This window comes from Acidovorax sp. GW821-FHT10A04 (assembly GCF_059415825.1).
In genome coordinates, this window is sequence record NZ_JBWKNZ010000001.1 from 939735 (window position 1) to 952317 (window position 12583).

The 12583-nt window shown below is 62.2% G+C and carries 9 protein-coding genes and 1 tRNA gene; all 10 read right to left on the reverse strand.

Annotated features, from left to right (window positions below):
• Positions 1-106: 106 nt before the first annotated feature.
• On the reverse strand, positions 107-4351 hold the full coding sequence (gene rpoC / locus AC07PF_RS04350) for a DNA-directed RNA polymerase subunit beta' (protein ID WP_007850039.1): 4245 nt from the start codon (positions 4349-4351) through the stop codon (positions 107-109).
• Positions 4352-4372: 21 nt separating this feature from the next.
• Positions 4373-8485: a DNA-directed RNA polymerase subunit beta gene (rpoB, locus tag AC07PF_RS04355; protein WP_145694929.1), complete on the reverse strand. Its 4113-nt coding sequence runs from the start codon at positions 8483-8485 to the stop codon at positions 4373-4375.
• A 265-nt stretch (positions 8486-8750) separates the two neighbouring features.
• Positions 8751-9128 carry a 50S ribosomal protein L7/L12 gene (gene rplL / locus AC07PF_RS04360; protein WP_007850046.1) on the reverse strand — a complete coding sequence of 126 codons (378 nt, stop codon included), beginning with the start codon at positions 9126-9128 and terminating at the stop codon, positions 8751-8753.
• Between the two features lie 40 nt (positions 9129-9168).
• Positions 9169-9693, reverse strand: a complete 525-nt coding sequence (gene rplJ / locus AC07PF_RS04365; RefSeq protein WP_007850048.1) for a 50S ribosomal protein L10 — start codon at positions 9691-9693, stop codon at positions 9169-9171.
• A gap of 237 nt (positions 9694-9930) precedes the next feature.
• Positions 9931-10626, reverse strand: a complete 696-nt coding sequence (gene rplA, locus AC07PF_RS04370; protein WP_007850049.1) for a 50S ribosomal protein L1 — start codon at positions 10624-10626, stop codon at positions 9931-9933.
• A gap of 1 nt (position 10627) precedes the next feature.
• Positions 10628-11059, reverse strand: coding sequence for a 50S ribosomal protein L11 (gene rplK, locus AC07PF_RS04375; protein WP_007850051.1), 432 nt, complete (start codon positions 11057-11059; stop codon positions 10628-10630).
• 118 nt (positions 11060-11177) lie between these two features.
• Positions 11178-11774, reverse strand: a complete 597-nt coding sequence (gene nusG / locus AC07PF_RS04380) for a transcription termination/antitermination protein NusG (RefSeq protein ID WP_007850053.1) — start codon at positions 11772-11774, stop codon at positions 11178-11180.
• 4 nt (positions 11775-11778) lie between these two features.
• Positions 11779-12162, reverse strand: coding sequence for a preprotein translocase subunit SecE (secE, locus tag AC07PF_RS04385; protein ID WP_007850056.1), 384 nt, complete (start codon positions 12160-12162; stop codon positions 11779-11781).
• A 90-nt stretch (positions 12163-12252) separates the two neighbouring features.
• Positions 12253-12328: transfer RNA gene (locus AC07PF_RS04390), tRNA-Trp, on the reverse strand.
• A 9-nt stretch (positions 12329-12337) separates the two neighbouring features.
• Positions 12338-12583 (reverse strand): EF-Tu C-terminal domain-related protein (locus tag AC07PF_RS04395; RefSeq protein WP_494610989.1); only part of this gene is annotated, 246 nt, incomplete at its 5' end.

Below are 12583 nucleotides of genomic sequence, written 5' to 3' on the forward strand. Positions count from 1 at the left end.
CCGGGGACAGGGCGGGAGCGCTTCAGAGCCCGGGACGGCGCCGAACCAGGTCCCCATGCGCCGCACTGTGCATCGCTGGGGTCTCCTTGTCCGGTGCCACCTGGCTTCAGTCTGCGGAAGCGTCCGTGGCGGTGGTGGTGCTGCCTTCGACTTCCGTGGCGTCGTCCGTCGACGAGGACGCAGCCATTTCAGCGGCTTCGGCTTCGGCGATGGCGCGGCGCTCTGCGTCGTCCATGGCGTCCTTGGCCTTGCGCGCCTGGTGGTAGGCCATGCCGGTACCGGCAGGGATCAGGCGACCCACGATCACGTTTTCCTTCAGGCCACGCAGCTCGTCGCGCTTGCCCATGATGGCAGCCTCGGTGAGCACGCGGGTGGTTTCCTGGAAGGAAGCCGCCGAGATGAACGAGTCGGTCGACAGCGATGCCTTCGTGATACCCAGCAGCAGGTTGCTGTAGGTCGCTGGGATCTTGCCTTCGGACTGCAGTGCATCGTTGGTGTTGAGGATCTCGGAACGCTCGACCTGCTCGCCACCGATGTAGTTCGACTCGCCGACGTTCTCGACCACGACGCGGCGCAGCATCTGGCGAACGATCACCTCGATGTGCTTGTCGTTGATCTTCACGCCCTGCAAGCGGTACACGTCCTGCACTTCATCGACGATGTAGCGCGAGAGTTCTTCGATGCCCAGCAGGCGCAGGATGTCCTGCGGATCGGCCGGGCCGTCGACGATGGACTCGCCCTTGTTCACCACCTGGCCTTCGTGCACCAGGATGTTCTTTTCCTTGGGCACGAGTTCTTCGAACACGTGGCCTTCGGGGTCGGTGATCTGCAGGCGGACCTTGCCCTTGGTTTCCTTGCCGAACGACACGGTGCCGGTCATCTCGGCCAGCGTGCCCTTGTCCTTCGGGGTACGGGCTTCGAACAGCTCGGCCACGCGGGGCAAACCGCCGGTAATGTCGCGGGTCTTCTGGCCTTCGACCGGGATACGCGCCAGCACTTCGCCGGGGCCCACGTCCTGGCCGTCACGCACCTGGATGAGCGAACCGATCTGGAAGCCGATGGTCACCGAGTGGTCGGTGCCAGGGATCTTCACTTCGTTGTTCTGCGCATCGATCAGCTTGACCTGCGGACGCACGACCTTGGCAGCGCCGCGGCGCTTGGGGTCGATCACCACCAGGGTGGACAGACCGGTCACTTCGTCGAGCTGCTTGGCAACCGTGAGGCCTTCCTCGACGTTCTCGAACTTTACCTGGCCGGCGAACTCGGTAATGATCGGGCGCGTCAGCGGATCCCAGTTGGCCAGGATCGTGCCCGCCTTGATGGACTGGTCGGCCTTGACCGTCAGCAGGGCGCCGTAAGGCACCTTGTGGCGTTCGCGCTCGCGGCCATGCTCGTCGTGGATGATGATTTCACCCGAACGCGCAATCACCACCAGCTCGCCCTTGGTGTTGCTCACGTAGCGCATCGTGGCGTTGAAGCCGATCACGCCGTTGGACTTGGCTTCCACGCTCGAGGCGATGGCAGCGCGCGATGCGGCACCACCGATGTGGAAGGTACGCATGGTCAGCTGCGTGCCGGGTTCGCCGATGGACTGGGCAGCGATCACACCCACGGCTTCGCCGAGGTTGATCAGGCCGCCGCGGCCCAAGTCGCGGCCGTAGCACTTGGCGCACAGGCCGTAGCGGGTTTCGCAGGTCAGCGCCGTGCGCACCTTGACTTCGTCCACGCCAGCGGCTTCGATTTCCTCGATGAGGTCTTCTTCCAGCATCACGCCGGCAGGCACCAGCACCTTGCGGGTTTCGGGGTGCAGCACGTCTTCGGCAGCGGTGCGGCCCAGGATACGGTCGCGCAGCGATTCGATCACTTCACCGCCTTCGACGATGGCGCGCATCAGCGAGCCATTGGCGGTGCCGCAATCCTCTTCGGTCACGACCAGATCCTGCGTCACGTCCACCAGGCGGCGCGTCAGATAGCCGGAGTTGGCCGTCTTCAGCGCCGTGTCGGCCAGACCCTTACGGGCACCGTGGGTGGAGATGAAGTACTCCAGCACGTTCAGGCCTTCGCGGAAGTTCGCGGTGATGGGCGTCTCGATGATCGAGCCGTCAGGCTTGGCCATCAGACCACGCATGCCGGCCACCTGGCGGATCTGGGCGGCAGAGCCGCGGGCGCCGGAGTCGGCCATCATGTAGATGGAGTTGAAGGACTCCTGGTCCACTTCCTTGCCGTGGCGGTCGATGACCTTCTGCTTGGACAGCTGGGCCATCATCACCTTGGACACTTCGTCGCCGGCCTTGCCCCAGATGTCCACCACCTTGTTGTAGCGCTCGCCGGAGGTCACCAGACCCGAGACGTACTGCTGCTCGATCTCCTTCACTTCCTTCTCGGAGCGCTCGATGATGCCGGCCTTCTGGGGCGGCACCAGCATGTCGTCGATGCAGATGGAGATACCGGCGCGGGTGGCCAGGCGGAAACCGTTTTGCAGCAGCTTGTCGGCGAACACCACCGTTTCCTTCAGACCGCACTTGCGGAAGGAGACGTTGATGAGCTTGGAGATTTCCTTCTTCTTGAGCGCCTTGTTGATGTTCGAGAAAGGCAGGCCCTTGGGCAGGATCTCGGACAGCAGGGCACGGCCAGTGGTGGTTTCCACCATCTTGGTCTCGGGCACGAACTCGCCGGTTTCCTTGTTCTTGGACCATTCGGTCAGGCGCACGTTGATGCGCGTGGCCAGCTCGACTTCGCCCGCGTCGAACGCGCGCTGCACTTCACCGGTGTCGGCGAAGATCAGGCCTTCGCCCTTGCCGTTGATGCGGTCGCGGGTAGCGTAGTACAGGCCCAGCACCACGTCTTGCGACGGGACGATGGAGGGTTCGCCCGAAGCGGGGAACAGCACGTTGTTGGAGGCCAGCATCAGCGTGCGGGCTTCCATCTGCGCTTCCACCGACAGCGGGACGTGGACGGCCATCTGGTCACCGTCGAAGTCGGCGTTGAAGGCCGCGCAGACGAGGGGGTGCAGCTGGATGGCCTTGCCTTCGATCAGGATGGGCTCGAACGCCTGGATGCCCAGGCGGTGCAGCGTAGGCGCACGGTTGAGCATCACCGGGTGTTCCTTGATGACCTCTTCCAGGATGTCCCACACCACCGGCGTGCCGGATTCGACTTCCTTCTTGGCGGCCTTGATCGTCGTCGCGATGCCCATGGCTTCCAGGCGCGAGAAGATGAAGGGCTTGAACAGCTCCAGGGCCATCAGCTTGGGCAGGCCGCACTGGTGCAGCTTGAGCGTTGGGCCCACGGTGATCACGGAACGACCCGAGTAGTCCACGCGCTTGCCCAGCAAGTTCTGGCGGAAACGACCGGACTTGCCCTTGATCATGTCGGCCAGCGACTTCAGGGCACGCTTGTTGGCGCCCGTCATGGCCTTGCCACGGCGGCCGTTGTCCAGCAAGCTGTCCACGGCTTCCTGCAGCATCCGCTTTTCGTTGCGGGCGATGATTTCAGGGGCCTTGAGCTCCAGCAGACGGCGCAGGCGGCTGTTGCGGTTGATGACGCGGCGGTACAGGTCGTTCAGGTCAGAGGTCGCGAAGCGGCCGCCGTCCAGCGGCACCAGCGGACGCAGGTCCGGTGGCAGCACGGGCAGCACTTCGAGCACCATCCACTCGGGCTTGATGCCCGACTTCTTGAAGGCTTCCAGGACCTTCAGGCGCTTGGCGTTCTTCTTGACCTTGACTTCGGAGCCGGTCAGGTCGCCGCGCAGGCGCTCGATCGACAGGTCGATGTCGATGGATTCCAGCAGGTCCTTGATGCCTTCGGCGCCCATCTTGGCGATGAACTCGTCGCCGTATTCCTTGCGCTTGGCGTCGTAGTCGTCCTCGGACATGATGCTGAACTTCTTCAGCGGCGTCATGCCGGGGTCGGTCACCACATAGGCTTCGAAGTACAGCACGCGCTCGATGTCGCGCAGCGTCATGTCGAGCACCAGGCCCAGACGCGATGGCAGCGACTTCAGGAACCAGATGTGCGCGCAGGGTGCAGCCAGGTCGATGTGGCCCATGCGCTCGCGGCGCACCTTGGTCTGCGTGACTTCAACGCCGCACTTCTCGCAGATCACGCCGCGGTGCTTGAGGCGCTTGTACTTGCCGCACAGGCATTCGTAGTCCTTGATGGGACCGAAGATCTTGGCGCAGAACAGGCCGTCGCGCTCGGGCTTGAACGTGCGGTAGTTGATGGTCTCGGGCTTCTTCACTTCACCGAAGGACCACGAACGGATCTTCTCGGGCGAAGCCATGCCGATGCGGATGGCATCGAAGTGCTCATCCGGCGTGAATTGCTTGAACAGGTCGAGTAGCGATTTCATAGTGACTCTTTCCTTTTCCGCTTAGGAGCGTTCCAGCTCGATATCAAGGCCCAGCGAACGGATTTCCTTGACCAGCACATTGAACGATTCCGGCATGCCGGCTTCGATCGCGTGTTCGCCCTTGACGATGGACTCGTACACCTTGGTACGGCCCACCACGTCGTCGGACTTGACGGTAAGCATTTCCTGCAGCACGTAGGCTGCACCGTAGGCTTCCAGGGCCCACACTTCCATTTCCCCGAAACGCTGGCCACCGAACTGGGCCTTGCCGCCCAGCGGCTGCTGCGTGACCAGGGAGTACGGACCCGTGGAACGGGCGTGCATCTTGTCGTCCACCAAGTGGTGCAGCTTCAGGTAGTGCATGTAGCCGATGGTGGTGGGGCGCTCGAAGCGGTCACCGGTGCGGCCATCGTGCAGGTAGGCCTGCGTGCGCGTGGGCGTCAGGCCCTTGCGCTCTGCGATGTCGTCCGGGTAGGCCAGCTTGAGCATGTCCATGATTTCTTCTTCCGAAGCACCATCGAACACGGGGGTCGCGTAGGGCACGCCAGCGGTCAGATGCTGGGCCATGGCCAGCACGTCCTCGTCCGTCAGCTGCGACAGGTCTTCCTTGCGGCCGCGCGAGTTGTACACCTCTTCGAGGAAGGTGCGCATTTCCGTTGCCTTGGTTTCCTGCTGCAGCATGTCGCCGATGCGCTGGCCGATGCCCTTGCCGGCCCAGCCCAGATGGACTTCGAGCACCTGCCCGATGTTCATCCGCGAAGGCACGCCCAGGGGGTTCAGCACGATGTCGGCAGGGGTGCCGTCGGCCATGTAGGGCATGTCTTCGACCGGAACGATCTTGGAGACCACACCCTTGTTGCCGTGGCGGCCGGCCATCTTGTCACCAGGCTGCAGGCGGCGCTTGACGGCCAGGTAGACCTTGACCATCTTCAGCACGCCCGCTGGCAGCTCGTCGCCTTGCGTGAGCTTCTTGCGCTTTTCCTCGAAAGCCAGGTCGAAGCTGTGGCGCGTCTGCTCCAGGGCATTCTTGATGCTCTCGAGCTGGGTGGCGACTTCGTCTTCGGCGGGACGGATGTCGAACCAGTGGAACTTCTCCACCGAGGCCAGGTAGGCCTTGTCGATCTTCGTGCCCTTGGCCAGCTTCTGCGGGCCGCCATTGGCCACGCGGCCGTTGAGCAGCTTCTCGATACGGTCGAAGGCGTCGGCCTCGACGATGCGCAGCTGGTCGTTCAGGTCCAGGCGGAAGCGCTTGAGTTCATCGTCGATGATCTGCTGGGCGCGCTTGTCGCGCTGGATGCCTTCACGGGTGAACACCTGCACGTCGATCACGGTGCCTTGCGAGCCCTGGTCCACGCGCAGCGAGGTGTCCTTCACGTCGGAAGCCTTCTCGCCGAAGATGGCGCGCAGGAGCTTCTCTTCGGGCGTGAGGGTGGTCTCGCCCTTGGGCGTGACCTTGCCGACCAGCGTATCCCCGGGCTGCACTTCGGCACCCACGTAGATGATGCCGGACTCGTCCAGGCGGTTCAACTGCTGTTCCGACAGGTTCGGGATGTCGCGCGTGATTTCTTCCGCGCCCAGCTTCGTGTCGCGGGCCATGACCACCAGTTCCTCGATGTGGATCGAGGTGTAGCGGTCTTCGGCCACCACGCGTTCGGAGATCAGGATCGAATCTTCGAAGTTGTAGCCGTTCCAGGGCATGAAGGCGATCAGCATGTTCTGGCCGATGGCGATTTCGCCGAAGTCCGTCGATGCGCCGTCGGCAATCACGTCACCCTTGACCAGCATGTCGCCCTTCTTGACGATGGGGCGCTGGTGGATGTTGGTGTTCTGGTTGGAACGCTGGTACTTGATGAGGTTGTAGATGTCCACACCCACTTCACCGGCAACGGCTTCGGCGTCGTTCACGCGCACCACGATGCGGGTGGCATCCACGTAGTCCACCACGCCGCCACGGCTGGCCGTGACCACGGTGCCGGAGTCGACCGCGGCCACGCGCTCGATGCCCGTGCCCACCAGGGGCTTCTCGGGACGCAGAACAGGCACGGCCTGGCGCGACATGTTGGCGCCCATCAGCGCGCGGTTCGCGTCGTCGTGCTCCAGGAACGGAACCAGCGAGGCAGCCACCGACACGATCTGTGCGGGAGACACGTCCATGTACTGCACGCGGTCCGCGCCGCACAGGATGGATTCACCCTTTTCACGGGCCGACACCAGGTCGCCGGACAGGCGGCCGTCCTTGTCGAGCACGGCGTTGGCCTGCGCGATCACGTACTTGCCTTCTTCGATGGCCGACAGGTAGTCGATCTCGTTCGTGACCTTGGCGTCCACCACGCGGCGGTACGGGGTTTCGATGAAACCGTACTCGTTCAGGCGGGCGTACAGGGCCAGCGAGTTGATCAGGCCGATGTTCGGGCCTTCAGGCGTTTCGATAGGGCAGACGCGGCCGTAATGGGTCACGTGCACGTCGCGCACTTCGAAGCCTGCGCGTTCGCGGGTCAGACCGCCCGGGCCCAGGGCGGAAACACGGCGCTTGTGCGTGATTTCTGCCAGCGGGTTGGTCTGGTCCATGAACTGCGACAGCTGCGAGGCGCCGAAGAATTCCTTCAGCGCAGCCGAGATGGGCTTGCTGTTGATCAGGTCGTGCGGCATCAGCGGCTCTTGCTCGGCCTGGCCCAGACGCTCCTTCACGGCCTTCTCGATGCGTGCCAGGCCGGTGCGGTACTGGTTTTCGGCCAGTTCGCCCACGCAGCGCACGCGGCGGTTGCCCAGGTGATCGATGTCATCGACTTCGCCGTTGCCGTTGCGCAGGTCCACCAGGATCTTGACCACGGCCAGGATGTCTTCGTTGGACAGCACCATGGGGCCGGTGGATTCGTCGCGGCCGATCTTGGCGTTGAACTTCATGCGGCCCACGCGCGACAGGTCATACGTGTCGGGGTTGTAGAACAGGCGCTGGAACAGGGCCTGCACGGCGTCTTCCGTTGGCGGCTCGCCGGGGCGCATCATGCGGTAGATGGCCACGCGGGCAGCGAACTCGTCCACCGTTTCGTCGATGCGCAGGGTCTGCGACATGTACGCGCCCTGGTCGAGCTCATTGGTGTAGATGCACTGCACGTCCTGGATACCGGCCACGCGCAGCTTCTTGAGCAGCGCTTCGGTCAGCTCGTCGTTGGCCTTGGCGATGATTTCGCCGGTGTCCGTATCGACGATATTGCGGGCCACCACGCGGCCGATCAGGAAGTCTTCGGGCACGCTGATGTGCGTGGTGCCGGACTGCTCCAGTTCGCGGGTGTGGCGCGCGGTGACGCGCTTGTCCTTGGCCACCACGACCTTGCCCGACTTGTCGGTGATGTCGAAACGCGCCACTTCGCCGCGCAGGCGCTCGGACACGAATTCCATCTGCGCACCGCTGTCCATGATGCGGAAGTTGTCGTTCACGAAGAAGTTCGCGAGGATGGACTCGGGGTTCAGGCCGATGGCCTTGAGCAGGATCGTGACCGGCATCTTGCGGCGACGGTCCACGCGGAAGTACAGGATGTCCTTCGGGTCGAACTCGAAGTCCAGCCAGGAGCCGCGGTAGGGGATGATGCGTGCGGAGAACAGCAGCTTGCCCGAGCTGTGCGTCTTGCCCTTGTCGTGTTCGAAGAACACGCCAGGCGAACGGTGCAGCTGCGAAACGATCACGCGCTCCGTGCCGTTGATGATGAAGGAGCCCTTCTCGGTCATCAGGGGCACTTCGCCCATGTAGACCTCTTGTTCCTTGACTTCCTTGACCACCTTGGACTGCGACGTCGAGGACTCGCGGTCATAGATGATGAGCTGCACCTTGGCGCGCACGGCCGAGGCGAAGGTCAGACCACGGGTCTGGCACTCGCGCACGTCGAAAGCCGGCTTGGCCAGGTTGTACTCGATGAACTTCATCTCCACAAAACCGTTGTGTGAGACGATGGGGAAGGCAGCGTCAAAGGCAGCCTGCAGACCTTCAATGGTTCGTTTCTGTGGTGCTTTGTCTGCCTGCAGGAAAGCGGTGTATGCGTCCTTCTGCATCTGCAGCAGATAAGGAACTTCCAGCACGCTGTCGCGGCTGCCGAAACTTTTGCGGATTCGCTTGCGTTCGGTATAGGAATAGGCCATGAGATCTCCGGGCAAAGACATGAGTCCTGGGTCTTCGACGACTGACCCGCAAAGGCTCTCCTCCTTGCGGGCTTGGCGGTTGGCCACTACCAACCATGGCGGACGGCGATGCGTTGCACATCACCCGAACCAAGGTATCTTCTGCTGTCGGGGTTGTCAGAAGACACTCGAAAACCGCTTTGGGGATGCGGCTTTCGGGTGCGCTCTGAAAGCGCCAAAGGCTGGAGGCCCGCGAGGAGCACTCCAGCCCTTGCAAGGGACCGAATTACTTCAGTTCAGCCTTGGCACCGGCTTCCACCAGCTTCTTGACTGCTGCTTCGGCGTCGGCCTTGGCAATAGCTTCCTTGACGTTCTTTGGAGCGCCGTCCACCAGGTCCTTGGCTTCCTTGAGGCCCAGGCCGGTGATTTCGCGCACTGCCTTGATGACGGAAACCTTGTTGGCGCCGGCTTCGAGCAGCACCACGTTGAATTCCGTCTTCTCTTCTGCAGCTGCAGCAGCACCGCCGCCGCCGCCGGCAGCGGGTGCAGCCATGGCTGCAGCGCTCACGCCAAACTTCTCTTCAATGGCCTTCACCAGGTCATTGAGTTCCAGAACCGTCATGCTGTCCAGAGCGGTCAAAAATGCGTCTTTATCGAATGCCATTTTTATTTCCTAACAATTTTGTTGGTTATCTATCGGGCCATCAAGCCGCGACAGGTTCGGCGGCCGGTGCGGCTGCGCCTTCGCCTTTTTTCGCCGCCAGTGCGCCCAGCACAACGGCCGTACGCGACATGGGGGACATAAGCAAGCCACAAATCTGAGCCAGCAGCACTTCCTTGGAAGGAATGTTGGCCAGTTGCTTAACGCCGTTGACATCCAGGGCCTTGCCACCGAAAGCGCCACCGCGAATCACCAGCTTGTCGTTGGTCTTCGCGAAATCGGCCACCACCTTGGCGGCGGCCACAGCGTCTTCGGAGAAGCCGTAGATCAGCGGGCCGGTCATCTGGTCAGCCACCACGTCAAATGCGCTTCCAGCCACAGCACGGCGAGCCAGGGTGTTCTTCAGAACACTCAGGGTCACGCCCTTGCTGCGAGCATCAACACGCAGTTTGGTCATGTCGGCGACCGTGATGCCACGGTATTCCGCGATCACAAGCGTTTGAGCTTTAGCGGCGAGGCTGGTCACTTCACTGATGACCGCTTCTTTCTCACTGCGATTAAGACTCAAGGTCTACTCCTTAAAATGCGCACTCGGCGACTGCCTCGTGCACGCTCTTGTTGCAGCGACCAACTGTTCAGGAAAATTTTCCATCTGCAGCGGGATCGCCATCTGCGTTGGCACCTTTTCTGGCTTTAAGCGCGACATCCTCGCGCACCAACGGTCTTGGATGGCCTGTGGCTACCGAAGCAGCCCCAGCCCACCACATCGGGCCGCCCCGAAGGCCGGCCCGAAGATTTCTTGCAATTACGCTGCGATGGTCTGCGTATCCACGCGGACACCCAGGCCCATCGTGGAGGACACTGCCACCTTGCGCAGGTACACACCCTTGCTGGTTGCAGGCTTGGCCTTGGTCAGCGCTTCGATCAGTGCAGCCAAGTTGCCTTGCAGCTTGTCGTTGTCGAACGAACGGCGACCGATCGTGCTGTGCACGATACCGGCCTTGTCCACGCGGAACTGCACTTGACCAGCCTTGGCGTTCTTCACGGCCGTAGCGACGTCAGGCGTCACGGTGCCCACCTTGGGGTTGGGCATCAGGCCACGTGGGCCCAGGATCTGGCCCAGCGTACCGACGACGCGCATTGCGTCGGGGGCAGCGATCACCACGTCGAAAGGCATGTCACCGGCCTTGACCATGGCGGCCAGGTCGTCCATGCCGACGATGTCGGCGCCAGCGGCCTTGGCTTCTTCAGCCTTGGCGCCTTGGGCGAACACGGCCACACGGGTCGTCTTGCCGGTACCGTTGGGCAGCACCACGGCGCCGCGAACCACCTGGTCTGACTTCTTGGCATCGATGCCAAGCTGAACGGCCACGTCGATGGATTCGTCGAACTTGGCCGTAGCGGCTTCCTTCACGATCGCAACTGCTTCAGCGAAAGCGTACAGCTTGGTGCTGTCGACCTTGCCTTGCAGGGCTTTTTGCTTCTTGGTCAGCTTGGCCATCTTACAAACCCTCCACCGTCACGCCCATCGAGCGTGCAGAGCCAGCCAGCGTGCGCACAGCGGCGTCGACGTTGGCAGCGTTCATGTCCTTCATCTTGGTCTTGGCGATCTCTTCGAGCTGTTCGCGCGTGATCTTGCCGACCTTGGTCTTCAGAGGGTTCGAAGAACCCTTGTCGAGCTTGATGGCCTTCTTGATCAGGGTCGTCGCGGGCGGCGTCTTGATGATGAAGGTGAAGCTCTTGTCTGCGAAAGCCGTGATGACCACGGGCAATGGCAGGCCTGGCTCGACGCCCTGGGTCTGCGCATTGAATGCCTTGCAGAACTCCATGATGTTGAGGCCACGCTGACCCAGTGCTGGGCCGATCGGTGGGGATGGGTTGGCCTTACCAGCTGGGACTTGCAGCTTGATAAAACCGACGATTTTCTTCGCCATGCTTTACTCCTTGCGGGTGATAACGCCTTGGCCATGTGGCCGCAGCTCCCCGGGGTTAACGACTCACGACACTTTCATCCGCACCGAGCCGAAAGGTGCGGCATCCAAACCTTGGGGCTCAGGTCTTCTCGACCTGGCCGAATTCGAGCTCCACCGGGGTGGAGCGGCCGAAGATCATGACGGACACCCGTACACGGCTCTTCTCGTAGTTCACCTCTTCCACCGAACCATTGAAGTCGGTGAATGGGCCTTCCTTGACGCGCACCAGTTCGCCCACCATGAACTCCACCTTGTGGCGCGGCTTCTCGGTGCCTTCCTGCATCTGGCTGACGATCTTCTGCACTTCGTCTTCCGAGATGGGGGCGGGACGGTTCTTCGCACCGCCCACGAAACCCGTGACCTTGTTGGTGTGCTTCACCAGGTGCCACGTGTCGTCGTCCATGACCATTTCAACGAAGACGTAGCCGGGGAACAGGCGACGCTCGGTGGTCTTGCGCTGGCCGTTCTTCATTTCCACCACTTCTTCGGTGGGAACGAGGATGCGACCGAACTTGGTCTCCATGCCCGAACGGCCGATGCGCTCCACGATGTTGCGCTCGACCGCTTTTTCCATGCCCGAATAGGCGTGGACGATGTACCAGCGCAGATCGGGATTGCCCGGCGTTGCGGGGGCCAGAGCTTCGGCTCCGGTGGTGTCCACAGGGGTGGTTGTCATGGCGTTACTTCCTCCAGCCCAAAACCAGGTCGTACAGGACCCATTCGAGGGTCTTGTCGGTGAACCACAGGAAGAGCGCCATGATGACGACGAACGCGAACACGTAAGCCGTCATCTGCAAGGTCTCCTTGCGGGTCGGCCAGACGACCTTCTTCACTTCGCGCCAGGCTTCGCGCGCAAACGCGACAAACTGCCGGCCTGGTTCTGACACCAGGAACACGGCAGCCGCAGCAACCAGCCCGACGATCAATGCGGCCCACTGGGCAATCGCACCCTGCTTGCTCAGCAGATAAAAGCCAGCGACCGATGCAATGACCAGTGCGGCCACAGCTGCAAGCTTGGCTTTGTCTGCACCGGTATTGACGGTTTCAACCTGGGAAGTGGCCATGTGTATTGTTTCCTGCTCCGATTCGCGGCGTCGCCCAAGACGCCGAAGCCCGCCAGGGTCTGGCGGGCTTGTTGGGTGCCACTGTTCAGGTGGCAGGGGCAGTAGGAATCGAACCTACAACCTTTGGTTTTGGAGACCAACGCTCTGCCAATTGAGCTATACCCCTGTAACGCTATTAGGCGATGATCTTGGCCACGACGCCGGCGCCGACGGTACGACCGCCTTCACGGATGGCGAAGCGCAGGCCTTCTTCCATGGCGATGGGGTTGATCAGCTTGACGGTGATCGACACGTTGTCGCCTGGCATGACCATTTCCTTGTCCGCTGGCAGCTCGATCGCGCCAGTGACGTCGGTCGTGCGGAAGTAGAACTGAGGACGGTAGTTGTTGAAGAACGGGGTGTGGCGGCCGCCTTCGTCCTT

Excerpts from the sequence above, each read along its gene's own strand:
- secE (WP_007850056.1), bottom strand. The coding sequence starts at position 12,162 with ATGGCCACTTCCCAGGTTGAAACCGTCAATACCGGTGCAGACAAAGCC.
- rpoB (WP_145694929.1), bottom strand. The coding sequence starts at position 8,485 with ATGGCCTATTCCTATACCGAACGCAAGCGAATCCGCAAAAGTTTCGGC.
- rplK (WP_007850051.1), bottom strand. The coding sequence starts at position 11,059 with ATGGCGAAGAAAATCGTCGGTTTTATCAAGCTGCAAGTCCCAGCTGGT.
- rplA (WP_007850049.1), bottom strand. The coding sequence starts at position 10,626 with ATGGCCAAGCTGACCAAGAAGCAAAAAGCCCTGCAAGGCAAGGTCGAC.
- nusG (WP_007850053.1), bottom strand. The coding sequence starts at position 11,774 with ATGACAACCACCCCTGTGGACACCACCGGAGCCGAAGCTCTGGCCCCC.
- rplL (WP_007850046.1), bottom strand. The coding sequence starts at position 9,128 with ATGGCATTCGATAAAGACGCATTTTTGACCGCTCTGGACAGCATGACG.
- rpoC (WP_007850039.1), bottom strand. The coding sequence starts at position 4,351 with ATGAAATCGCTACTCGACCTGTTCAAGCAATTCACGCCGGATGAGCAC.